Below are 23,074 nucleotides of genomic sequence, written 5' to 3' on the forward strand. Positions count from 1 at the left end.
CTTGCCGGATTGGCGAGCGGCCCTTTTCAGTGCTCAGGAACTTATCAGGCGTCCTGGCCGCCCGGGGTGTGAGCACCCGGCAGCGGCGGAACCGGCTGCGGCGGGATACCGGCATCGTCCTCGTGAACATCGATGATGCCGCGGCCGACGTGGCTGTGCTTCCTGCTGTAGAGGAAATACACGATCAGGCCCAGGACGGCCCAGCCTGCGAACAGTCCCAGCGTGTACCACGACAGGCTGAAGAACAGGTAGAGACAGCCCAGCACCGCGATCGGCGCAACGATCGTCACCGCCGGAGTGCGGAAAGGCCGGACCCGGTTGGCGTCGGTCTTGCGCAGGATCAGCACCGCGATCGCCACCATGGCGAAGGCGAACAGCGTGCCCGAGTTCGAAATGTCGGCCAGCGCCCCCACCGGGAACAACGCCGCGAACAGGGCCACGAACACGCCGGTGATGATCGTCACCACGTAAGGCGTGTTGTAGCGCGGGTGGACCTTGCTGAGCGCCTCCGGAAGCAGGCCGTCGCGGCTCATCACGAAGAAGATGCGGGTCTGCCCGAACATCATCATCAGCACGACCGACGGCAGGGCCAGGCCGGCCGCGAGGCCGATCAGGTTGCCGATCTGCCGCCAGCCGATCTCGCGCATGGTCCAGGCCAGCGCTTCCTTCGAACAGACCACCGCCTGGTTCTGGATCGAGGTGCAGGCCGCGACGAGTTCCGTGCTACCCGGCGCGATACCCTTGCCGGCCGCGTCCATGAGCGGCTGACCGCCGACGGACCCGATCACCCCGGCAGCGACGAGGATATAGAACACGGTGCAGATCGCGAGGCTGCCGATCAGGCCGATCGGCATGTTTCGCTGCGGATTCTTGGTCTCTTCCGCCGCCGTCGAAACCGCATCGAAACCGACATAGGCGAAGAAGATGGAAGCCGCCGCCGCGGAGATGCCGCCGAAGCCGAGAGGGGCGAAAGGCTCGAAATTCTCCGACCTCATGACCGGAAGGGCCAGGATCACGAACACCGTCAGCGCCGTGATCTTCACCATCACAAGGATCGCGTTGATGAAGGCGCTTTCCTTGGTGCCGATCACGAGCAGCCAGGTGACCAGCAGGGCGATGATCGCCGCGGGGAGGTTGATATAGCCTCCGGTCGCCATGGCAGTGTTGATCGCCTCCGTGCGCTCTGCGCCGAACATGACCTGGATGTGCGCGATCAGGGCTTCCGCGTTGACCACGCCGGACGGCATGGAAACGCCCAGGTATTCCCTGAGCAAACCGACGAAATATCCGGACCAGCCCACCGATACGGCGCCGGCGGCAACGGCATATTCCAGCACCAGCGCCCAGCCGACCATCCACGCCAGCAGCTCGCCCATCACGGCATAGCTGTAGGTGTAGGCCGAACCGGAAACGGGGACCATGGAAGCCATTTCGGCGTAGCACAGGGCTGCCACCGCGCAGACGAACCCGGCGATGATGAAGCTGATCATCATCCCCGGCCCTGCCTTCTGGGCAGCTTCCGCCGTCAGTACGAAGATGCCGGTGCCGATGATCGCACCGACCCCCAACATCGTCAGCTGGAACGCACCGAGCGATCGATGCAGCGATTTCTTTTCCGCTGTCGCCAGAATGGCATCAAGCGGTTTGACGCGACCAAACATTCAATTCTCCCGCCTGCCCGGACGCTCACCTTCCCCATGAGGTTTCGCCCGTAACCAGTGATCGCACGAAGCTAGCGGCGCGAACGGGCGTGGCAAGGGCTTTTTCCCCAATCTTGCTGGCTTCTTGCGCACACGGTGCGAGCGGCTAGAACGGCGCGCATGTCCACGACCTTCCAGCTCGACACCGCGACCAGCCGCGCCAATCCCACGCCAGCGCCGATGAAGCGCCTGACCGTACCCGGCATCCGCCGGCGCAAGCAGGACGGGGTTACGGCCGAGCCGATCGTGATGCTCACCGCCTACACCGCTCGCCAGGCGCAGTTGCTCGACGCGCACTGCGACCTGTTGCTGGTCGGGGATTCGCTGGGCCAGGTGATCTATGGCCTGCCCTCGAGCGTCCCGGTCACGCTCGACATGATGGCCGCCCACGGCGCCGCGGTCGTGCGCGGCAGCTATCACAGCGTGGTGATCGTCGACATGCCGTTCGGCAGCTATGAAGCTTCGCCCCAGCAGGCGTTCGAAAGCGCCTCCCGCCTCCTCAAGGAAACCGGCTGCGCGGGCGTGAAACTCGAAGGGGGCGAGGCGATGGCGGAGACTGTCGCGTTCCTGACCAAGCGCGGGATTCCCGTGATGGGCCACGTCGGCCTCACCCCGCAGGCGGTCAACGTGCTCGGTGGCTACAACGCCCGCGGGCGGAGCGAGGCAGAGGCCGCCAAGATCGTCGGGGATGCCCGGGCCCTCGCCGATGCCGGCGCGTTCGCCATCGTCATCGAGGGCGTGGTCGAACCGATCGCGGTTCAGATCACCAGGGCGGTCCCCTGCCCCACCATCGGCATCGGTGCTTCGGCGCAATGCGACGGACAGGTGCTGGTGACTGAAGACATGCTCGGCATGTTCGAGCGCGTCCCCCGCTTCGTGAAGATCTACGACCGGATTTCCGAGGTCATTTCCGGCGCGGCGGCGAAATATGCGGAAGAAGTGCGCTCGCGCGCCTTCCCGGGGATTGAGCAGACGTATCAGCCGAAGTAGCGGGAGCCGGAACGCGCCTGCCGCGTTTGCGCGGGAACGCCTTCGCCAACAGGGACCACCAGCTTGCTTCGTTTCTACAAGGGCTCGATCCTCTTCACTCTCGTCTGCCTTGCGCTGGCGGTCGCCTATGGCTGGTTCCAGACCGGAACCGTGGCCGGCACCGCCTCGCTGGTGTGGATCGTGTTCGTCCTCTCGATCCTCGAGGTATCGCTGAGTTTCGACAACGCGGTGGTCAACGCCGCGGTTCTGCAGGACATGGACGAGGTCTGGCAGAAGCGCTTCCTGACCTGGGGCATGGTCATCGCGGTGTTCGGGATGCGGATCGTGTTCCCGCTGGCGATCGTCGCGATTGCCGCGGGCCTTGGCCCGGTCGAAGCGGTCAGGCTTTCGCTGAACAACCCCGCTGAATACGAGGAAATCGTCTCCAGCGCCCACGTCGGCATCGCGGGCTTCGGCGGCGCATTCCTCGCGATGGTCGGACTGTCGTTTTTCTTCGACGGCGACAAGGAAATCCACTGGATCGACTGGATCGAGGAGAAGCTCAGCCTCGTCTCCAACATCAAGGCGGCGGAGATCGGCTTCCTGCTGCTCGGGCTCTACCTCATCTCGCTGCTTCTCACGCCTGAGGAAGCGCTGACCTTCATGGTCGCTGGCACGCTCGGGATCGTCGCGTTCATCGCGGTCGAGGCCATCAGCACGATCCTCGAGATGCGTGACGAGGCCCAGAAGGCGGCAGGCGTTGTCGTGCGTTCGGGCCTTGGCGGGTTCCTTTACCTCAACGTGCTCGACGCCTCGTTCAGCTTCGACGGGGTGATCGGCGCATTTGCGCTCTCGAACAACATGGTGATCATTGCGCTGGGCCTGTCGATCGGCGCGATGTTCGTGCGCTCCATGACGATCATGCTGGTCCAGAAGGGCACGCTGGCAGAGTACCGCTATCTCGAGCACGGTGCATTCTGGGCGATCATCGCCCTTGGCGCGATCATGCTGCTCTCGGCGAAGTTCCACATTCCTGAGACCGTCACCGGCCTGATCGGCGCGGTGATGATCGGGCTGTCGCTGTGGTGGTCGATCCGCCACAAGCGCAAGTATCCCGATGCCGAGATCGACGAGGCCGTCCGCGCCGACTGAAGGGCGGCGCAGACGACCTGCGCCGGCTTCAGTCCATCGACGAACCTGCCAGCGTCGGCATTCCCGCCGGCGTCCCGCTGAAACGCGGCGCGGGCGCGGGCATGACCATCCCGTCGATCTCCACGAAGGTGCCGCGCTCGACATTATGCGGATGCTTTGGCGCTTCGGTCAGGCTCAGCACCGGCGCGAAGCAGATGTCGGTCCCGTCCATGATGGCGCACCACTCGTCGCGGGTCTTCGTCTTGAACAGCGCGGTCAGCCGCTCCTTGAGCGCGGGCCACTGGCCGGCGTCCATCTGCTTCTGGAAGTCCGCATCGCCCTCCAGCCCGGTTGCCTTCATCAGCAATGCATAGAACTGCGGCTCGATCGAGCCGAGCGAGATGAACTTGCCGTCGCTGGTCTCGTAGGTATCATAGAAGTGCGCACCGGTGTCGAGCATGTTGACCCCACGCTCGTCCTTCCACTGGCCGTTGCCGAAGAAGGTGTACGTCATCGCCGAAAGGATCGCCGCGCCGTCGACCATCGCGCAGTCGACGACCTGGCCCTTGCCGGTGCGCTGGGCTGAGAGGATCGCGGCCAGCACGCCGAACGCCATCATCATCCCACCGCCGCCAAAATCACCGACCGCGTTTACCGGTGGAACCGGCTTCGACCCGGCGTTGCCGTAGGTGTGGAGCGCGCCCGACAGCGCGATGTAGTTGATGTCGTGCCCGGCCAGCGGGGCCATCGGACCGTCCTGACCCCAGCCGGTCATGCGCCCGAACACCAGCTTCGGGTTGTCGGCAAGGAGAACGTCGGGACCAAGGCCCAGACGCTCCATCACGCCGGGGCGAAAACCCTCGATGATCGCGTCGGCCTGCTTCACCATGTCGCGGATCCGGGCGATCGACGCCGGGTCCTTCATGTCCAGCGCGACGCGGGTGCGGTTGCGGTTGAGAATGTCGCGGTTGGCATTGTCGCCGAAGCGGCCCGACAATCCCGGACGTTCGATGCGGATGACCTTTGCGCCGTGGTCGGCCAGCATCATGCAGGCAAACGGTCCCGGTCCGATGCCGGCAAACTCGAGTACGGTGATTCCTTCCAGTGCGCCGGCCATTCGTCCAATCCTTCCCGATTTAATCGCGCGATTGAATTTCTTCCTAGCCTTGCGGCCGCGCGCGTGTCGAGACGGAAATCAGCGGCTGGCGGACGCGGACAATAGGCGCTTGGCCAGCAGGCTCTGGGGATGCTGGTTGAGGAATGCCGTGGCCAGCTTGTCAGCCATGGCGGGGTCACCGGACATCCGCAGGCCGGTCGCGAGCCGCTGGAGCAGCGGTGCCGTCAGCCGGATCCGTGCCGCCTCGCGCCAGTCCTTCACCGCGCCTGCGGGATCGCCCAGGATGATCCGCACGTCGCCGACGAGCATGTGGGCGTCCGCTGCGCCAGGGTTGGCGTTGCGCAGTTGGACGGCCAGCGCCAGCGCGTCCGCCCCTCGCCCGGCAGCAAGCAGCGCGCGGACATAGGGCACCACGGTCGCCGCCTTGCCCGGATCGTCTGCCTGCCGCAGCGCGAGGACGCCGAGCGGTGCGCCGGGCGGTATCACCGCAAACGGCTGTGCCTCGCCCCGCGCGATCCGCGCGCGGAACAGCGCCGCGTCCCGCCCCCGCTTCACCCGCTCCAGCGAATGCGCGACGATGCTCATCAGGTAGGTCGAGGCGCCTGGCCGGTCCGCTGCCATCAGGAACCGTTGCAGGACCTGCTGGTCGTCGCCCGACTGCGCCAACGCCCGCGCGAGCAGTTCCCCGGCCTCGCGATTGTCGGGCTGAAGCCGCAAGAGCCGGTCGAAATGCTCGACCGCGAGATTGAGATTGCCGGCCCGGTATTCGAGAACGCCGTTGAGCAGGATCGCCGCCGGCATGTCACGGAGGCGGTCGCCGGTCTTGAGCATGATCGACCGCGCCAGCGCGGTCTGCCCAGCCCGCGCCGCGAGCACCGCCTGGAGGTAGAGCGCGCGAGGATTGCCCGGATCAACCTGCGCGAGCTTGCGGCAGACGACCAGCATGTCTCGGTAGTTGCCGATATCGCCCAGCGTTGCGGCGTACTCGCCCAGCACCGACTTGTCCGTCGGAGCCTGTTCCAGCGCGGCCTCGAACCATGGAAGCGAGGCAACGAGTCCGTACTGCTCGCGCACCAGCATGCCCTTGAGTTCGAGCGCACGGACGTTCCTGGGCCCCAGCGCCACGGCCTGGCTGGCCGCAGCGACCGCCTGCACCTGCTCGCCGCCGGTGTAGCGAAGGCGCGCAATGTCCACCCACAGCAGCGGATCACGCGGGGTCCGCCTGAGCGCCTGGTCGAACGCCTGTCCGGCCGCGCCGAGGTTCCCTTGCGCCAGTTCCAGCCGCCCCCGCGCCCGCCAGCCGCGCCCCTCCGTGCCGGGGGCAAAGTTGCCGCCGAGCCACTTGCGCGCCTCGCCCAGGTTGCCTTCGAGCATGAGCGCCTCGCCCATCGCGGCGCGCAGCGTGTCGGGCGGGGTTCCGCCCTTCACCGCCTCGCGGATCGCGACTTCGGCCGCGACACCATCGCCGCGCACGATAGCCTTGTCGGCCACCACCGCCGCCGGCTGCGCAGCGCCAAGCAGCAGCCCGGCGCACGCGGCCAGCAGCAGCCTAGGCGTGAAGGTCGTACTGCTTGAGCAGGTCATAAAGCGTCGGCCGGCTGATCCCGAGCAGCCGCGCGGTGCTGGAAATGTTGCCCTCGCTTCGCGCCAGCGCGTGGCGGATCACCTTGCGGTCGGTCATCTCGCGCGCGCTCTTGAGATTGAGCGGGTTCTCCACCTCCTCGTCGGGCGAGAGCAGGTCGAGGTCCTCGGCGCTGACCAGCTTTCCGTCGGCCATGATCACCGCGCGCTTGACCCGGTTTTCCAGCTCGCGGACGTTGCCGGGCCAGTTCCACGCGTCGATCGCCGCGAGCGCGTCGGGCGCGAAGCCCTTGACCTGGGGGTTCATCTCGCGGGCGAAACGGGCGAGGAAGGCTTTGGCGAGCAGGGTCGCATCGCCGGGCCGCTCGGCCAGGCTGGGGATGCGGATGACGATCTCGGCCAGGCGGTAGAACAAGTCCTCGCGGAACCGGCCGTCGGCGATCATCGCCTCGAGGTTCTGGTGTGTCGCACAGACGATGCGGGTGTCGACCGAGATCGACTTGCGCCCGCCGATCCGCTCGATCGTCCGCTCCTGGAGGAAGCGCAGCAACTTGACCTGGAGCTGGAGCGGGATGTCACCGACCTCGTCGAGGAACAGGGTGCCGCCGCTAGCCTGCTCGATCTTGCCCTCGGTCGTCTTGACGGCCCCGGTGAACGCCCCCTTTTCGTGCCCGAACAGCTCGCTCTCTAGCAGGTTTTCAGGGATCGCCGCGCAGTTGATCGCGACGAACTGGCCATTCCGCCGCGTCGACGAATCGTGGACTCCGCGGGCGAGCAGTTCCTTGCCTGTGCCGCTCGCGCCGAGCAGCATGACCGACACGCCGGTGTTGGCGACGCGCTCGATGGTCCGTGCCACCCGGACCATTTCGGGCGCGGCCGTGATCAACCCACCGAGCACGCGGTTTCCGGTGTCGCTTTTTTCGGCGAGCAACCGATTTTCCTGCTCGAGCGTGCGCAAGTGCAAGGCGCGGCGGACGATCAGGCCCAGCGCGTCGATGTCGACCGGCTTCTGGTAGAAGTCGTAAGCTCCTCGCGCGATCGCCTGGAGCGCGCTTTCCCGCGCGCCGTGGCCGCTGGCCACGACGACCTTCGTGTCGGGCTTCAGTGCCATGATCTCGTCGAGCACGGCAAAGCCTTCGGTCGTGCCGTCCGGATCGGGCGGCAGGCCGAGGTCGAGCGTGACCACGTCCGGTTCTTCCGAACGGAGCAGCGCCAGCGCGCTTGCGCGGTCTCCGGCCAGCAGGACCTCGAAATCCTCATAGGCCCACTTGAGCTGCGCCTGCAGGCCCGGATCGTCTTCGACGATCAGGAGCTTGGGGAGTTGCATGGACTTCGCTTCGGCCATCACGCCACCTTCTGGTCGGTCATTTCGTTGAACTTTTCGAGCAGCGGCGCCGCCGCGGCGAGCGGCAGGCGGACGAGGAAGCGGCTGCCCAGCCCCTCGCGGCTCTCGACGTGGAGTTGGCCGTTCATCGCCCGCACCAGCTCGCGCGCCTCGAACGCGCCGATCCCGAACCCGCCGGGTTTCGACGAGACGAACGGCTTGAACAGGCGATTGCGGACGAAGTCGGCGCTCATTCCGCAGCCGGTGTCGATAACCTCGATCTCGCCGTGGAGCCCATCGGCGCTGATCCGGAGCATCACCGGCATCGACGGCGGACTGGCGTCGATCGCATTCTGGACGAGGTGGATCAGCACCTGCTCAAGCGCTTCGGCGTTGCCGACGAGCTGGCCGCAATGGGCGTCCGCAAGATATACCGGATGGCGGTCGGGGCCGGCGAACTGGCTAACCACCTGCTGCGCCACGATGACCGGATCGAATTCGCCCTTTCGCTCGGCCGGACTTGCACCATAGCGCGACAGGCGCGCGATCAGGGCGTTGAGCTTGTCGGCCGCGTTGCGCAGGGTCACCAGCATGTCGGCGCGGAATGCCGGGTTGTCGGCATGACGCTCGGCGTTGCGCGAGAGCAGGCTGAGCTGGCTGGCGAGGTTCTTGATATCGTGCATCACGAAGGCGATGCGGCGGTTGAACTCGTCGAACCGGCTGGCGTCGAGCAGCGCTTCCTGCCCGGCATTCTCCGCCAGATAGCTGGCCAGCTGCTGGCCTACGACCTTGAGCAGGTCGAAGTCCTCCCAGTCGAGCTTGCGCGGCACTGGCGGGCGAGCCAGCACGACCACCCCGACAAGCCGGTCGTAGTGGAGCAGCGGGACCAGCGCCCAGGCCTGCTCCTCGGCGAGCAGCCATTCGGGAACGATCGCCCCCTCCCCGCGATGATCGATCCCGGCGCGGACTTCGTCGAGATCGACGATGAAGCCGCCGCGCTCGAGGAAGGTGATGGCGGCGGTCGAAAGGGCATCGGCCGGCACTTCGACCGTGCGCCACTGCCAGCGCGCGACCAGCGTCATGTGTCCGCGCTCGGACTGGCCAAGCAGCAGGCCGGCGGGGCTATCGGTGATATCGGCGGTCGCCTGCACCACGCGCTCGTGTAGCGGCAACGCGCTTTCGCCGCCGCGGCCGATGGTCTGGGTGAAGCGCAGCCACTCGGCCCGATAATCGTACCGGTGCTGGAAGAAATGCTTGGCGATGGTGACCTTGAGCCACGCGCGCAGCCGGCCCGACGGCAGGATCGCCAGGCACACCACGGTGGAGAGCAACGCGAAGCCCAGCTGGGTCAGCTGCGCAGCGCCGCCGCCGAGCCAGGTCAGCGATTGCGCCGCGCTGACCATCACGATCAGATAAGCGCCGATCACCAGCAGCGACAGCGACTGGAACGCCACGGCCCGCGACGGCGAGAACCGCAGCTCCGACCGCCCGCGCGCCGCGCCGATCGCCAGCAGCGCCACGAACGCGATCGCCACGCACCCGCGCAGCGCCGCCAGCTCGAGCGGGATGCGATCGCCGAGGTAGGCGATGGTATAAAGGTTCAGTTCGTACCCGAACAGCAGCGTGAAGGCCGCGCAGGTCCAGCGGATCGCCATGCGCTCCGCATTGCTCGTGCCGACATAGAGGTTGTGGACCAGCACCAGCGCCCCGGTCACCACCAGCAGCCGCAGCATGGCCGAGAAGTGGAAGATCAGCCCCACCGCCTGCGGCACGTCCTCGAACCGCGCCAGCGCAATCAGGATCGCCGGCTGGAGCATTTCGACGAAGGCCAGGGCCGCCAGGACCGGCAGGATCGGGCGCATGCTGGCATGGCGGCCGTCGCGCGCAAACATCCGGTAGATCAGCCAGAGCAAAGCGAGATTGCGCCCGGTTTCGGCGAGCTGGAGAAGGATGTCCTCGGCCGGCAGGCCGATCGCCAGGATGCTCCACACCGCCGAGATTCCGAGCATGCCGACCATCGCCCCGCGCTGCGGCTGCTCGCGGCGCTTGGCGGTCCACACGGCCAGCAGGACGCACGCGAACGCGGCGATCAGGTGGGTCCACTGGCCAAGGCCGACCCAGCCCAGCGGCGAGCCCGGCATCTCAGCGCGCTCCTTCCGACCACAGCACCACCCTCAGGGTCTGCAGCAGGATCAGCAGGTCGAGAAACGGGGTGTAGTTCTTGGCGTAGTAGAGGTCGTATTCCAGCTTCTGGCGGGAATCGTCGATTGATGCGCCATAGGGATAGTTGATCTGCGCCCAGCCGGTGATGCCCGGCTTCACCATGTGACGCTCGGCGTAATACGGAAGCTGTTCCTCGAGACCTGCGACGAACTCGGGCCGCTCCGGGCGCGGGCCGACGAAGCTCATGTGGCCCTTGAGCACGCTCCACGCCTGCGGCAGTTCGTCGATCCGCACCTTGCGAATGAAGCGGCCGATGCGGGTGACGCGGGGGTCGTCCTTCTGCGCCCACTGCGCCCCGCCCGCCTCGGCGTCGGTGCGCATCGAGCGCAGCTTGATCAGGTCGAAGTTCTCGCCGTAGAGCCCGACGCGGGTCTGGCGGAAGAACGCCGGTCCGCGGCTGTCGAGCTTCACCAGCAGTGCAAACAGCGCGATGACCGGGAACGTCAGCAGCAGCAGAAGCAGGCTGGCGCAGATGTCGAAGATCCGCTTCGAAGCGCTCGACAGCGCGCGTCCCGATGAAAAGCCGTCGGAGAAGATCAGCCAGCTGGGGTTGACGGTATCGAGGTCGACCCGGCCGGTCTCGCGCTCGACGAAGGTCGAGAAGTCGTTGACGTGAACGCCCGCGGTCTTCATCCGCAGGAGGTCCTTGAGCGGCAGTGCGTTGCGCCGCTCCTCGAGCGCGAGCACCACCTCGCTGACGCCGAGGTTCTCGACAAAGCGCTGGAGGTTATGGATCGCCGAGCGGTTGATCGCCTCCTCGACGATGTGGGGACCCTCGCTCATGCCGATATAGCCGACGATGGCGAAGCCGGCCTCCGGGCGGTCTCCCAGCTTGCGCAGCCGCTCTGCCCGCGCGCCCGCGCCCAGCACCAGCACACGGCGGCGGAACGCGGCGGTGCCCAGAAGCCCGCCGAGGAAAAGCCGGTTGGCGAACAGCAGCCCCAGCGAAATGAACATCGCGTAGAACAGGTTCGAGCGCCACAGCGTCTTGCCCGGCAGCAGGAAGTAGACCACCGACAGCGCGATGATCCCCAGGCTCACTGCGACCAGCAGGCGGGCGGCGGCATAGCGCATCGAGCGCAGCGCGTCGGAGCCATAGACCCCCACCGCGACCATCGCCGTCTGCACAAGCACGGCAAAGACCAGCAGAGGCCCCCACCGTTCTGAGACCGGGAGCACGTCCATGCCGATCTGCTGGGCACGCACGATCCAGCCGAGCTCGCCGGCGAGGACCAGCAGCCCGAAATCGACGATGCCGAGAAGCAGCACCGCGTGCGGGACATAGTGCTTGAACAGGCGGATCATCGCAGGGACCGGTACTCGTACGGTGGTGGCCGTCCGGTCTAGGCGAAGGAGGTAAAGCGTCGGTAAAGATTACAGCGCCGTACGGAATTCCGACGCATCAATTCCAAGGGTTTTCAGGACTTGTCGCCGGCGATCGGGCGGTCCCTGTCGGAAAGACTTACAGGCAGGCGGGATAGGAGCGCCCGCCCGGCGAGCGCCCCTACCGTATCAGTTGTCGCCGACCTTCTTGGCGGCATCCTTCGCTGCGTCGCCCACGTCCTGCGCCGCGTTGCCGACGTCCTTGGCGGCTTCGGCGATGGCGTTGTCCTTGGCCGACTGACTGTTCGACATTCCGCTCAGGAAATAGACACCCACCAGCAGCGCGACGATCAGGACGACCGCGATGACCCAGCCGGATCCCCCGCCGCGGCGGCCGTCGTCGACGACCGTGGTGTGCGTGTGGGTGTTGCCTTCCGGCGTATGGATTTCGGTGATGCGTTCCTCGGTCATGGAGTTCCCCTTCGATATCTGTGCTTGTCGGCAAAAATGAACGTCTCGCCGATCCGTTCCGGATGAGGTTTTTGCGCAGCATTGCGGACTGGCGCGCGGTGGCGATCCCTGCCAAAGTCGGACCATGCGGCAGAAGGAACTGCGGATAGCGCTGGTCTGCTATGGCGGCATCAGTCTTGCCGTCTACATGCACGGCGTGACGAAGGAGCTGTGGTACGCCACCCGGGCCAGCCGCGGACACCACGACCGCTCCGAATTTCCCGGAGGCGTCGAGGGGGTTTACCGCGGCCTGCTCCAGACCATTGCCAGCGAGCGTGCGCTGGGTTTGCGCATCCTTCCCGACATCATCGCGGGGGCAAGCGCGGGCGGGATCAACGGGGTGTTCCTGGGCCAGGCCATCGCCACTGGCCAAAGCCTCGAGCCGCTGACCAGGCTCTGGCTCGAGAAGGCCGACGTTGACGTCCTGCTCGATCCCGATGCCCAGCCGTGGAGCCGCTTCGCCAAGTTCTGGGCCCAGCCGATCGCGTGGTTCGTGCTGTCGCGGCCGGGGAACGTGGTCTCGCAGACAGTGGCGAAGGAGACCCGCGCCGAAGTCCGGCGCAAGGTCTCCCGCTTCATCCGCGCCCGCTGGTTCGCCCCGCCCTTCTCGGGCATCGGCTTCAGCCGGATGATCGACGACGCGCTCGCGACGATGGCGGCGCACCAGCAGGGCGGGCCCCTGCTGCCTGACGGCCACCCACTCGACCTTTCGGTCACCGCGACGGACTTCAACGGCCACCTCGAGGAATTGCGGCTCAACTCCCCGCCGGTGGTGCAGGAGAGCGAGCACCGCCTGTCGATCTCCTTCCGCCGGACCGGTGATGACCGCGAGCTGGCGCCGCGCCCCGAGCTGGTCATGGCGGCGCGCTCGACCGCGAGCTTCCCCGGCGCGTTTCCCCCGCTGATGCTGGGCGAGATCGACCGGCTGGTGCAGGAGCGCAGCCTGCCGTGGCCGGGCCGCGCCGCGTTCCTCAAGCGCATCATGCCAAGCCGGTGGCAGCGCGGCGAAGTCGATGCGGCCGCGCTGGTCGACGGTTCGGTGCTGGTCAACGCCCCGTTCGCCCATGCCATCGGCGTGCTGCGCGACCGGCCATCGCAGCGCGAGGTAGACCGCCGCTTCGTCTATATCGACCCTCGGCCCGACAAGATCGCGCTGATCCCGAAGGATGGCAAGACGGTCGGGTTCTTCACCGCGATCTTCGGTTCGCTCTCGTCCATTCCGCGAGAGCAGCCGATCCGAGACAACCTCGAGGCGCTGGAGAACCAGTCGCGCGAACGGGCGCGGCTGCGCGGGATCGTCGAAGCGCTGCGGCCCGAGATCGACGAAGCGGTCGAAAAGCTGTTCGGCCGGACCTTCTTCTTCGATCGGCCGACCGCCCCGCGGCTGACCTCGTGGCGCGCGAAGGCGCAGCAGGCCTCGGCCGAACAGGCGGGGTTCGCCTTCCACTCCTATGCCCAGGTCAAGCTTGGCGGCATCGTCCGCGACCTCGCCCGGCTGGTGGTCGAGGCGGCCGAGGACGGGATGCAGCAGGACGCGGTCGAGGCGGCCCTGTGGCGGCACCTCGCCGCGCAAGGACTGGACCGCCTGGCCTCGCTCCGCGGCGGGGCGACCGAACAGGCGATCGCGTTCTTCCGCATTCACGACATCGGCTTCCGCATTCGCCGCCTGAAGCTGCTCGCCCGGCGGCTGGCGCACGACTGGGACGACCTCGAAGACATCGCGCCCACAGCGCGCGAGGCCGCGCGCGATGCGGTGTTCCGGGCGCAGGCGCTGTACCAGGGCCGCGAGGGCGTGGCCGGGCTTGGCGCGGGGTTCGCCGACACTGCGCGGGTAGTGCTGAACGATCCCGGCGCGGTGCTCGCCGCCATCGGCAGCCGGCGCGCCCTCACCACCATCGACCTCCAGGTCGATGCCATGCTGGTCAACGCGCTTGCCGGGATGGACCGTCCGCTGCGGCGGCGGGTGCTCTACGCCTACCTTGGCTTTCCGTTCTACGATGTCGCCACCCTGCCCCTGCTCCAAGGCGAGGGCCTGAACGAGTTCGACCCGGTGAAAGTCGACCGCATCTCGCCCGACGATGCGCCCTCGATCCGGCCGGGGGGCACTTATGCCTGCCTGCGCGGGGTCGAATTCTTCAACTTCGGCGCCTTCTTCAGCCGCGCCTACCGCGAGAACGACTACCTGTGGGGCCGCCTCCACGGCGCCGAGCGGACCATCGACCTGATCGTCTCGACGGTGGAGAAACCGCTCGATCCGCTGACTGTGCGGCGGTTCAAGCGCGATGCGTTCTTCGCCATCCTCGACGAGGAACAGGGCCGGCTGGTGGCCGAGGCCGGGCTGGTCGACCGGGTCCGCGCCGAGGTCGAGGCGGCGTTCGCGGATTGCGCGGCCGCGGCGAATTAGGGTTACACAGGGTTACACCATGTCACCCTGTGTTCTTCTTGTTTTCTAACGATTTGGCCGACCGGTAACAGGTTACACGCAGGCGCGAGAAGCAGGCTGCGCGCATGCCGTCGGGGCTAGTTTACGAGTTCAAGGAGCGTCCCGCGAACTTGGCGAGGCCGCGCCGTGTAGGACAGCGGAATCTGTTGGCTCCCGTGCCGAGACACCAATCTCGACGCCGACCGTCCTGAGCCCGGCGAAGGACAGTCCTTCATCGTCATGCCGCAGGGGACGCGCGCAAGAACAAGAACAGTGCTTCGACAAGCTCAGTACGGACGGGAATGGGGCAAGTGCACCGCCGTCCCGGGCTTGACCCGGGACCGCTGACGAGCTGGGCACCGCACTGCCATCGGTCCCGGAGCAGGCACGGGACGTTGCTACTCCGTCAGGTCGCTCCACGCTTCCTTGAGGCGCTCGAAGAAGCCTTTCGACTGCGGGCACTCCTCGCCGGTTTCGGTGCCCTGGAATTCGCGGAGCAATTCCTTCTGGCGGGCCGAGAGCTTGGTCGGGGTTTCCACCGCGATCTCGACAACGAGGTCGCCATGGCCGCGCCCTTGCAGCACCGGCATCCCCGCCCCCCGCTTGCGGAGCTGCTTGCCGGACTGGATGCCGGCCGGGATCTCGATCGTGTGGACCTTGCCGTCGAGGCCGGGGATCTCGATCTCGCCGCCCAGCGCCGCGGTGGTGAAGCTGATCGGCGCGCGGGTCGCCAATGTCGTGCCCTCGCGCTCGAACACGCGGTGGCGGCGGACGTGGATGAAGATGTAGAGATCGCCCGGAGGCGCGCCGAACGGCCCTGCCTCGCCCTTGCCAGCCAGACGGATGCGGGTGCCGGTATCGACACCGGGGGGAATGGTGACGTCGAGCTTCTGTTCGGCATCGACCCGGCCCTCGCCGCCACACGAGCGACAGGGCCTTTCGATCACCTCGCCGCGGCCGTGGCATGACGGACAGGTCCGCTCGACCATGAAGAAGCCCTGCTGGGCGCGAACCTTGCCCTGCCCGTGGCAGAGGTTGCAGCGCCGCGTGCCGGTGCCCGGCTGCGCACCCGAACCGCCACAGGGCTCGCAAGCCTGCGAGACCTCGACCGCGATCTCCGCCTGCTTGCCGTGGAACGCCTCTTCGAGGCCGATCTCCATGTCATAGCGCAGGTCCGCGCCGCGCCGCGCCTGCTGGCGGCCGCCGCCACCGAATGCGCTGCCGAAGATGGTTTCAAAGATATCGCCGAAGTCGCCGCCAAAGCCGCCTTCGGCTCCGCCGAACCCGCCGGGTCCGCCCTGCTGGAAGGCCGCGTGGCCGTAGCGGTCATAGGCGGCACGCTTCTGCGGATCGGAGAGGCAGGCATAGGCCTCGTTGATCTGCTTGAACTTGGCTTCGGACTCCTGGCACCCGGGGTTCTTGTCCGGGTGAAATTTCATCGCGAGCTTGCGGTACGCGGACTTGAGCGTCCGGTCGTCCGCGGTGCGCTCGACTTCGAGCAGTTCGTAATAGTCGACTTCGACCGACATGGCTTACCCCCGGGCCCGCACCCGCTGGAAACAGACCGCCGCCCGCGCGGCAAAGCACGGGCGGCGGCGGCGTTTCATTAGCTGATCAGGCCTTGTTGTCGTCGACTTCCGAGAACTCGGCGTCGACAACGTCGTCATCCGCCTTCGGAGCATCGGCGCCCGGCGACGAAGCCGCGGCCTGCTCCTTCTCGTAGATCGCCTGGCCCATCTTCATCGCCTTCTCGGTGAGCGCCTGGGTCTTGGCGGTCATGTCGTCGGCGTTGCCGCTTTCGATTGCGGCCTTGGTCTCGGCGATCGCCGCCTCGATCTCTTCCTTCAGCGAGGCGTCGATCTTGTCGGCGTTCTCTTCAAGCTGGCGCTCGGTCGCGTGGACAAGGCTGTCGGCGTTGTTGCGCGCTTCGGCGCTTTCACGACGCTTCTTGTCCTCCTCGGCGAACTTCTCCGCGTCCTTGACCATCTGGTCGATGTCGGCATCGGACAGACCGCCCGAAGCCTGAATGCGGATCTGCTGTTCCTTGCCGGTGCCCTTGTCCTTGGCCGAGACGTTGACGATGCCGTTGGCGTCGATGTCGAACGTCACCTCGATCTGGGGCACGCCGCGCCGCGCCGGCGGGATGCCGACGAGGTCGAACTGGCCGAGCAGCTTGTTGTCCTGCGCCATCTCGCGCTCGCCCTGGAAGACCCGGATCGTCACCGCCTGCTGGTTGTCCTCGGCAGTCGAATAGACCTGGCTCTTCTTGGTCGGGATCGTGGTGTTGCGGTCGATCATCTTGGTCATGATCCCGCCCAGCGTCTCGATCCCCAGCGACAGCGGGGTGACGTCGAGCAGCAGCACGTCCTTGACGTCGCCCTGCAGCACGCCGGCCTGGATCGCCGCGCCCATGGCGACGACTTCGTCCGGGTTCACGCCGGTGTGCGGATCCTTGCCGAAGAACTCCTTCACCACTTCGCGGACCCGCGGCATGCGGGTCATGCCGCCGACGAGCACGACGTCGTCGACCTGCGAGGCCGAGATGCCGGCATCGGCCAGCGCCTTGCGGCACGGCTCGAGCGTACGCTTGATCAGGTCACCGACCAGCTTTTCGAGGTCGGCGCGGGTCACCGTCTCCACGAGGTGGAGCGGGGTCGTCGCGCCGCCTTCCATGCGGGCGGTGATGAACGGCAGGTTGATCTCGGTCGTCTGCGCGCTCGACAGTTCGATCTTGGCTTTTTCGGCGGCTTCCTTGAGCCGCTGCAGGGCCAGCTTGTCGGTACGGAGATCCATGTTCTCCTTCGACTTGAACTTGTCCGCGAGGTACTCGACGATCGCGGTGTCGAAGTCCTCGCCGCCGAGGAACGTGTCGCCGTTGGTGGCCTTCACCTCGAACACGCCGTCGCCGATCTCGAGGATCGAGACGTCGAAGGTGCCGCCGCCAAGGTCGTAGACCGCGATGGTCTTGCCGTCTTCCTTGTCGAGGCCATAGGCGAGCGCGGCCGCGGTCGGCTCGTTGATGATGCGCAGCACTTCAAGCCCGGCGATCTGGCCGGCGTCCTTGGTCGCCTGGCGCTGGGCGTCGTTGAAGTAAGCCGGCACGGTGATCACCGCCTGGGTGACGGTCTCGCCCAGATAGCTCTCGGCGGTTTCCTTCATCTTCTGCAGGGTGAACGCCGAGATCTGCGAGGGGCTGTAATCCTGCCCGCCGGCCTGGACCCACGCGTCGCCGTTCTTGCCCTTGACGATGTGATAGGGAACGAGCGCGGTGTCCTTCTGGGTCACCGGGTCGTCGAAGCGGCGGCCGATCAGGCGCTTCACCGCGAAAATCGTGTTGTCGCCGTTGGTAACGGCCTGGCGCTTGGCAGGCTGCCCGATCAGGCGCTCGCCATCCTTGGTGAAGGCGACGATCGACGGAGTGGTCCGCGCGCCTTCCGAATTTTCGATGACCTTGGGCTTGCCCCCGTCCATCACGGCCACGCAGCTGTTGGTGGTGCCGAGGTCGATACCGATCACTTTTGCCATGATAACCCCATTTTCCTTCCGATTGAGACACCGCACCGTGGCCTCTCCCCGAATGGGCGAGGTGGCCGTCTGCGGCTCTGACGGGGGCGATATAGGTTCGGTTTCGCTTGGCACAAGGGCCGCTCCCCCCTACCTGACCCGGGACGGAACAACAGGAGTTTTGGCCGATGCGGATGATGGCGATCGCGGTGATGGGTGCGGGCGCGCTGGCACTGGGCGCGTGCGGTGAAAAAGGTTCGGCTCCCGCAGGGGATGCGACCTCGGCCGCTGCCGACGAGACGCCCGAAAATGCCCCCGGCATCGCCCTCACCGACGCGGTGGTGAAGCTGCCGATGGCCTCGGGCCGCCCGGGCTCGGCCTATTTCACGCTCAGCCAGGGCAGCGGCGCGCCGCGCAAGATCGCCGGGGTTTTCGTGGAGGGCGCCGGCCGGGCCGAGATGCACGAGAGCAAGATGGAGAACGGCGTTGCCACGATGGCCCCCGTCAAGGACGTGCCGATCGAGCCGGGCAAGTCGGTGTCGTTCAAGCCGGGCGGGCTCCACGTGATGCTTTACGATTTCGGCACCGGCCTCACCCCCGGCGGCGAGACCGAGCTGACGATCACCCTGGACAACGGGGACAAGATCACCGCCAAGGCGAAAGTCGAAGGCGCGATGGCGGGCGAGACGGACCACCACATGTGAGCAGCGATGCGGCTCACGCCTGCCCGCCCGGCGGGGAGCGCCCCCTCACCGACGGCGAGAAGGCGCTGGCCCGCTCGATGTTCGGGGATGCGGTGCGGCTCGGCGAGGTCCGCGTCCGGCGGCGCAAGTGGTTTCCTTTCCAGCCGAAAGCAGTGGTCATGGCCCCGATGGGGCACATCCATTTCCACCCGCAGGCGCCGCACTACAGCGACGACATGGCGGCGGCTGGGCTATCGCTGCAGGCCCTGTTCCTGCACGAGATGACCCATGTCTGGCAGGCCCAGCGCAAGGGGCGCTGGTACCTGCCGCTGATGCGCCACCCGTTCTGCCCGTATCACTACGCGGTTCGGCCCGGCTGGCGGCTTGAGCGCTACGGCATCGAGCAACAGGCCGAGATCGTCCGCCATGCTTTTCTGGCACGGCGTGGGGCAACCGTTCCCGGAAGCCCCAGCGCGGCGGTACTGGAGAGCATCCTGCCGTTCTGACTCTCCGCCCCCGCTTCGTCATTGCGAGGAGCGTGGCGGCGGAGCAGTCCGGAGCGATTTCAGGCTAGCCCTGGATTGCCGCGGCCCGCGGCCTCGCAATGACGATCGTGTGGCGTGATTTAGCAGCGCACTTCGTACTCGTAGCCATACCGGTCGCGCTCATAGCAGCGGCCGTCCTTCTTGATCAGCGTACCCGCGACGGCGCCCGCCGCAGCGCCGATCGCCGCACCCTTGGCGACATCGCCTTCGGTAATCGCGCCGACCGCCGCGCCGCCTGCGGCACCTACCAGTGCGCCTTCTCCGGCATAATTGGTCGAGCAGGCGGATAGCGCCAGGGCGGATGCCGCAATCGCCGGCAAGATGATGAATTTGCGCATTTTCTGTCTCCAGTATCCCTTCCCTGAAGATACGAAGCGAGGCGCGCCGGGTTCCGCCTTTCCCCGGCGTTTGCGGCGAAGCGATTGAGCCGGTCAGGCCAAACTGGTATCAGTTGCAACCACCGGGCGGCCGAACCCGCGCCCGGACCCTGAGAGAGACACCTGATGGAGCTTTCCCGATACGGCATGACGCCGGAACGCGGCTTTCTGTCGCATTTCGAACTCGACGAGATCGCCCTCCCCGCTGAACTGGCTGCCACCGAAGAAGCGGCGAGCATGCTCTCGCGCCTGATCACCAGCGGCCGCGTGCGCCACTGGCTTGCCGACCTGCCCGACCCGCACCTCGAGGACTGGGCGCAAGAGGCGCCGGAAGAACAGGTCCGCGCCGCGATGGTCCGCTACAGTTTCCTCGTCCAGGCATACGTCTGGGGCCAGAAGGCTCCGCCTGCCTCGCTTCCCGCGAACCTCGCCCGCCCGATCGTGGCGCTGGCGGACCGGCTCGGTCAGGCACCGCTGCTGCCATACTCGGCCTATGTCCTCGATAACTGGGCGCGGATCGACAAGGCCGGACCGATCGCCCTCGACAATATCCGCATGGTCCAGAACTTCCAGGGCGGACAGGACGAGGACTGGTTCGTATTGGTCCACGTCGCGATCGAGGCGGAGGCAGCCGAGATCCTCGACGCCGCGGTGCAGCTGGTCGATGCCGCCGCCGCGCACGATGCGCGAAGCTGCGAGCGACTGCTCACCGGCATGCACGCGGCGTGGGACAACATCTACGCCGCCTTCGCCCGGATGCCCGAGCGGTGCGATCCCTACATCTACTTCCACCGCGTCCGCCCGTTCATCCACGGCTGGGCGAACAACCCGGCGCTGGACGGCGGGCTCGTTTATGACGGCGTGGAGAAGTTCGGCGGCAAGCCGCAGGCGCTGCGCGGCCAGACCGGCTCGCAAAGCTCGATCGTCCCCGCCATGGACGCGCTGTTCGGCGTGCGCCACTCCGACGACCCGCTCAGGCAGTTCCTCGACGAACTGCACCACTACCGCCCGGTGCCCCACCGCCGCTTCATCGAGGACCTTGCCGCGCAGTCCACCCTGCGCACGTTCGTCACTGCCGAGGGCGACAGCGCGCTGAAGCAGGCGTTCAACGCGAACCTCGACCAGGTCACCCGCTTCCGCACCCGCCACCTCGAATACGCGGCGAGCTACATCAACAAGCAGGCCTCGGCCGAAGCGGGCAACGATCCGGACGTCGGCACGGGCGGCACACCGTTCATGAAGTACCTGAAGAAGCACCGGGACGAGAACGCGGCGCAGCTGGTGTGACCTGGATCCCGATGTGGACCACTTCATGCCGTTCGCCACCAAAGGCATTGCAGGATGCACGTTTATGGCCAAATGATGAGGCCAATGGATCCTGATTCAGTCCTTCCCGAAGATGCTGCCAGAATTGCCGTCCTTCGCAGGATGGCCATTCTGGATTCTGCGCGCGAGGCCGCATTCGACGAAGTGGCCGAATTGGCCTCGCGCATTTGCGAGACGCCGGTTTCCCTGGTCAGCCTGGTCGATACGGACCGCCAATGGTTCAAGGCAGAGATTGGGCTGGGTCTGTCGGAGACTTCCCGCGATGTCTCGATCTGCAGCCAGGCGATCAGGGAGGGCGACTTCCTTGAGCTACCTGATACGCTCGCTGATGAGAGAACCAGCAGCAATCCGTTGTATATCGGCGACAACGGCCTGCGCTTCTATGCGGGAGCGGTGTTGCGGACCTCGGACGACATTGCGATCGGCACCCTGTGCGTGCTCGATCGCAAACCTCGCGAGCTGACCGAGATACAGCGCGACACGCTCCGCGTCCTGGCGCGGCAAGTCGTTACCCAGCTCGAACTGCGCGAAACGATCAAGCGCGAGAAGACCCTGCGGCAGGAAATCGACCACCGGGTCAAGAACTCGCTCCAGTCGGTCGGTTCGTTCGTCGCTCTCGAGCGTCGGTGCGCCCGGGACGAGGCGGCCGCCGATGTGCTCGCCAGTGTGCAGCAGCAGATCCAGACAGTCGCAATGCTCCACGAACATATCGGTGTCGGAACCGGCGAAGGCGAGATCGGGCTTGCCGACTACCTCGGGCGCGTAATGCGACTGTTCGGCAAGGCCTCTGGATCAGGCCTGGCGATCGACGGAACGTTCGACGACCTTCGCGTCAACGCGAAGGTCGCCGGCACGCTGGCGATGATCGTCAACGAGCTGGCGGCAAATGCCGTGAAGCATTCCTTTGGCGATCTTTGCGGATCGGTCGAGTTCACCGGCGAGCTCCGCGGCGAGCGGGCCTATCGCTTGACCTGCATGTCGACAGGGTCGCGCAACGGGGTGACCCGCGATGCGGCAAGCAGACGGATCGGGCTGGGCCTTTCGATCATCAAGGCCTCGGTCCAGCAGCTCGGCGGGACCTTTGAAACCGATGCATCGAACGACCACTACCGCACGGTGATCGAAGCGCACCTCTGAACGGCCATGCGGCCTGTGCAGATCCGAGGTTCATTTCTCCATTTTAGCCGCCGGTGGGATTCAGGGGGTGCCTGTCCTTAGTTACCCCGCGCTTGACCCGGGGTCCCGCCTGACTTTGAGCCCAAGCTGAAACCGGATGGAGCGGGACCCCGGATCAGGTTCGGTGTGACGGGGGAGAATTGGGAAAGATAGGGTCTTCCTTTGCCTGCGTGCAAACCCGCGCTTCTCGCAGGATCTTCCCGAGCGGTTGGAGAATCTCTCCGTCGGGCGCATAGGTCCACAGCGGAGAATCCGGTCCGGGGTCGAAGTCATTCAACCCGATCAATGCCAGCTTGGCGACCGGATCTTTGTCCAGCCTGTCGAAAACCTCATCATAGTGGCGGGGCAGAAAATTCAGCCCATTGGCCATGATCGTTGAGTCATCGACCGGCGCACCATCCGAGATCAAGACGAGAATTCGAGCTGTCGCCGGCTGACTGTTCAGTTCCCGCCAAGCCCATTCAAGTGCCTCGCCATCGATGTTTTCGAAGTGACAGCGGGCATCGCACATCGCTCGCCAGTCCTCGTCCGCAAGTGGCTCGCCAAAGTCCTTGATTCGGAGGTGCAGGAGGGAGCAGAGACGGCCAGGGAACGCCGGTCGACCGGCTGCAAACCACGCTTGTCGCGCTGGTCCGCCATGCCAGCCCAATGTGGTGTAACCCATCACCGCCAGATCTGCGCCGGCACGTTTGAACTGCAACGCCGCCCGCTTGATTTCGCCCGCGATCGTCGGGCTTTGATCCACTGTCGAACCAGACCGATCAAGGAGAAGGCACACGGCAAGGTCGCCGCCATAGGCTTCGAGAGCGCGATCCAGCTCATTTGCCGCGGGTGAATTGCGGGACTGGTTTAGCGTTTGCTCGGCCAGCGAAATTCGCTCGTCCAAAGCCACGAGTTTCGTCGTATTAGGAAGCCCCCAACGAGCACCTGCAGACTTGACACAAAGCAAGGCGTCCCTTGCCCTGACTTCGCGATCCCAGTCCCTGCTGAACACGGCGTACGGCCTGTCTGAAGGATAGTCCGGAGGTTCCTTCGCGACCGGGGATCTGGACGGCTCGGGGTGGATTTGCGCCGGAGCGCCGTTGCTCACGAATGCCCAGAACAGCAGGCAGAAAAATCCGAGAGCGGCGAGGATGCCAAGCAACGCACCCGCGCCGCCCATG

18 protein-coding genes are annotated in these 23,074 nt (G+C 66.3%); 7 read left to right on the top strand and 11 right to left on the bottom strand.

Translation table 11 applies throughout. The features are described from left to right. Positions 1-44: 44 nt before the first annotated feature. Positions 45-1,661 (bottom strand): amino acid permease, encoded by a 1,617-nt coding sequence (locus tag AC3WLD_RS08230; protein WP_492556460.1) that lies wholly within the window; start codon positions 1,659-1,661, stop codon positions 45-47. A 159-nt stretch (positions 1,662-1,820) separates the two neighbouring features. On the opposite strand from AC3WLD_RS08230, the gene panB reads away from it, so the two are divergent. Continuing rightward, positions 1,821-2,690, top strand: coding sequence for a 3-methyl-2-oxobutanoate hydroxymethyltransferase (gene panB / locus AC3WLD_RS08235; protein ID WP_492556461.1), 870 nt, complete (start codon positions 1,821-1,823; stop codon positions 2,688-2,690). A 63-nt stretch (positions 2,691-2,753) separates the two neighbouring features. Then, positions 2,754-3,821, top strand: a complete 1,068-nt coding sequence (locus AC3WLD_RS08240; protein WP_492556462.1) for a DUF475 domain-containing protein — start codon at positions 2,754-2,756, stop codon at positions 3,819-3,821. Between the two features lie 28 nt (positions 3,822-3,849). Here AC3WLD_RS08240 and AC3WLD_RS08245 read toward each other — a convergent pair whose 3' ends face one another. From AC3WLD_RS08245 to AC3WLD_RS08270, 6 genes are all read right to left on the bottom strand, one after another. Beyond that, on the bottom strand, positions 3,850-4,917 hold the full coding sequence (locus AC3WLD_RS08245; RefSeq protein WP_492556463.1) for a CaiB/BaiF CoA transferase family protein: 1,068 nt from the start codon (positions 4,915-4,917) through the stop codon (positions 3,850-3,852). Between the two features lie 78 nt (positions 4,918-4,995). Next, entirely contained in the window at positions 4,996-6,501 is a 1,506-nt protein-coding gene (locus AC3WLD_RS08250; RefSeq protein WP_492556464.1) for a tetratricopeptide repeat protein, read from the bottom strand. Further along, positions 6,467-7,843 carry a PEP-CTERM-box response regulator transcription factor gene (gene prsR / locus AC3WLD_RS08255; RefSeq protein WP_492556465.1) on the bottom strand — a complete coding sequence of 459 codons (1,377 nt, stop codon included), beginning with the start codon at positions 7,841-7,843 and terminating at the stop codon, positions 6,467-6,469. The genes AC3WLD_RS08250 and prsR overlap by 35 nt, the downstream gene beginning before the upstream one ends. After that, entirely contained in the window at positions 7,843-9,963 is a 2,121-nt protein-coding gene (gene prsK, locus AC3WLD_RS08260; protein WP_492556466.1) for an XrtA/PEP-CTERM system histidine kinase PrsK, read from the bottom strand. The genes prsR and prsK overlap by 1 nt, the downstream gene beginning before the upstream one ends. A gap of 1 nt (position 9,964) precedes the next feature. Beyond that, positions 9,965-11,350, bottom strand: coding sequence for a TIGR03013 family XrtA/PEP-CTERM system glycosyltransferase (locus AC3WLD_RS08265; RefSeq protein WP_492556467.1), 1,386 nt, complete (start codon positions 11,348-11,350; stop codon positions 9,965-9,967). A gap of 207 nt (positions 11,351-11,557) precedes the next feature. Then, positions 11,558-11,839: a hypothetical protein gene (locus tag AC3WLD_RS08270; RefSeq protein ID WP_492556468.1), complete on the bottom strand. Its 282-nt coding sequence runs from the start codon at positions 11,837-11,839 to the stop codon at positions 11,558-11,560. Between the two features lie 124 nt (positions 11,840-11,963). Between AC3WLD_RS08270 and AC3WLD_RS08275 the strand changes: the two genes are divergently transcribed. Continuing rightward, positions 11,964-14,282, top strand: coding sequence for a patatin-like protein (locus tag AC3WLD_RS08275; RefSeq protein ID WP_492556469.1), 2,319 nt, complete (start codon positions 11,964-11,966; stop codon positions 14,280-14,282). A gap of 416 nt (positions 14,283-14,698) precedes the next feature. Here AC3WLD_RS08275 and dnaJ read toward each other — a convergent pair whose 3' ends face one another. Together dnaJ and dnaK are read right to left on the bottom strand one after the other, a co-directional pair. Then, complete coding sequence (dnaJ, locus tag AC3WLD_RS08280) at positions 14,699-15,829, bottom strand: molecular chaperone DnaJ (protein WP_492556470.1); 1,131 nt, start codon at positions 15,827-15,829, stop codon at positions 14,699-14,701. Positions 15,830-15,914: 85 nt separating this feature from the next. Beyond that, the gene (gene dnaK, locus AC3WLD_RS08285) at positions 15,915-17,825 is read right to left on the bottom strand and encodes a molecular chaperone DnaK (protein WP_492556471.1); all 1,911 of its coding nucleotides are present in this window, start codon (positions 17,823-17,825) and stop codon (positions 15,915-15,917) included. 167 nt (positions 17,826-17,992) lie between these two features. On the opposite strand from dnaK, the gene AC3WLD_RS08290 reads away from it, so the two are divergent. After that, positions 17,993-18,508, top strand: a complete 516-nt coding sequence (locus tag AC3WLD_RS08290) for a copper chaperone PCu(A)C (protein WP_492556472.1) — start codon at positions 17,993-17,995, stop codon at positions 18,506-18,508. Positions 18,509-18,585: 77 nt separating this feature from the next. Then, positions 18,586-18,993, top strand: a complete 408-nt coding sequence (locus tag AC3WLD_RS08295; RefSeq protein ID WP_492556503.1) for a vgr related protein — start codon at positions 18,586-18,588, stop codon at positions 18,991-18,993. A gap of 119 nt (positions 18,994-19,112) precedes the next feature. Here the strand turns inward: AC3WLD_RS08295 and AC3WLD_RS08300 are convergent, their stop codons facing one another. Then, positions 19,113-19,370, bottom strand: coding sequence for a YMGG-like glycine zipper-containing protein (locus tag AC3WLD_RS08300; RefSeq protein ID WP_492556473.1), 258 nt, complete (start codon positions 19,368-19,370; stop codon positions 19,113-19,115). A 165-nt stretch (positions 19,371-19,535) separates the two neighbouring features. Between AC3WLD_RS08300 and AC3WLD_RS08305 the strand changes: the two genes are divergently transcribed. Next, positions 19,536-20,696 carry a PrnB family protein gene (locus AC3WLD_RS08305; RefSeq protein ID WP_492556474.1) on the top strand — a complete coding sequence of 387 codons (1,161 nt, stop codon included), beginning with the start codon at positions 19,536-19,538 and terminating at the stop codon, positions 20,694-20,696. Positions 20,697-20,837: 141 nt separating this feature from the next. After that, entirely contained in the window at positions 20,838-21,872 is a 1,035-nt protein-coding gene (locus tag AC3WLD_RS08310) for a sensor histidine kinase (RefSeq protein WP_492556475.1), read from the top strand. 154 nt (positions 21,873-22,026) lie between these two features. Here the strand turns inward: AC3WLD_RS08310 and AC3WLD_RS08315 are convergent, their stop codons facing one another. Further along, positions 22,027-23,073, bottom strand: a complete 1,047-nt coding sequence (locus AC3WLD_RS08315) for a cobaltochelatase CobT-related protein (protein ID WP_492556476.1) — start codon at positions 23,071-23,073, stop codon at positions 22,027-22,029. Position 23,074 lies beyond the last annotated feature (1 nt).

The organism is Novosphingobium sp. FW305-C-111, assembly GCF_058783565.1.

Excerpts from the sequence above, each read along its gene's own strand:
- AC3WLD_RS08250 (WP_492556464.1), bottom strand. The coding sequence starts at position 6,501 with ATGACCTGCTCAAGCAGTACGACCTTCACGCCTAGGCTGCTGCTGGCC.
- prsK (WP_492556466.1), bottom strand. The coding sequence starts at position 9,963 with ATGCCGGGCTCGCCGCTGGGCTGGGTCGGCCTTGGCCAGTGGACCCAC.
- AC3WLD_RS08290 (WP_492556472.1), top strand. The coding sequence starts at position 17,993 with ATGCGGATGATGGCGATCGCGGTGATGGGTGCGGGCGCGCTGGCACTG.
- AC3WLD_RS08305 (WP_492556474.1), top strand. The coding sequence starts at position 19,536 with ATGGAGCTTTCCCGATACGGCATGACGCCGGAACGCGGCTTTCTGTCG.
- AC3WLD_RS08315 (WP_492556476.1), bottom strand. The coding sequence starts at position 23,073 with ATGGGCGGCGCGGGTGCGTTGCTTGGCATCCTCGCCGCTCTCGGATTT.
- dnaJ (WP_492556470.1), bottom strand. The coding sequence starts at position 15,829 with ATGTCGGTCGAAGTCGACTATTACGAACTGCTCGAAGTCGAGCGCACC.
- AC3WLD_RS08275 (WP_492556469.1), top strand. The coding sequence starts at position 11,964 with ATGCGGCAGAAGGAACTGCGGATAGCGCTGGTCTGCTATGGCGGCATC.
- AC3WLD_RS08245 (WP_492556463.1), bottom strand. The coding sequence starts at position 4,917 with ATGGCCGGCGCACTGGAAGGAATCACCGTACTCGAGTTTGCCGGCATC.
- dnaK (WP_492556471.1), bottom strand. The coding sequence starts at position 17,825 with ATGGCAAAAGTGATCGGTATCGACCTCGGCACCACCAACAGCTGCGTG.
- prsR (WP_492556465.1), bottom strand. The coding sequence starts at position 7,843 with ATGGCCGAAGCGAAGTCCATGCAACTCCCCAAGCTCCTGATCGTCGAA.
- AC3WLD_RS08230 (WP_492556460.1), bottom strand. The coding sequence starts at position 1,661 with ATGTTTGGTCGCGTCAAACCGCTTGATGCCATTCTGGCGACAGCGGAA.
- AC3WLD_RS08300 (WP_492556473.1), bottom strand. The coding sequence starts at position 19,370 with ATGCGCAAATTCATCATCTTGCCGGCGATTGCGGCATCCGCCCTGGCG.
- AC3WLD_RS08310 (WP_492556475.1), top strand. The coding sequence starts at position 20,838 with ATGGCCATTCTGGATTCTGCGCGCGAGGCCGCATTCGACGAAGTGGCC.
- AC3WLD_RS08270 (WP_492556468.1), bottom strand. The coding sequence starts at position 11,839 with ATGACCGAGGAACGCATCACCGAAATCCATACGCCGGAAGGCAACACC.
- AC3WLD_RS08295 (WP_492556503.1), top strand. The coding sequence starts at position 18,586 with ATGTTCGGGGATGCGGTGCGGCTCGGCGAGGTCCGCGTCCGGCGGCGC.
- AC3WLD_RS08265 (WP_492556467.1), bottom strand. The coding sequence starts at position 11,350 with ATGATCCGCCTGTTCAAGCACTATGTCCCGCACGCGGTGCTGCTTCTC.
- panB (WP_492556461.1), top strand. The coding sequence starts at position 1,821 with ATGTCCACGACCTTCCAGCTCGACACCGCGACCAGCCGCGCCAATCCC.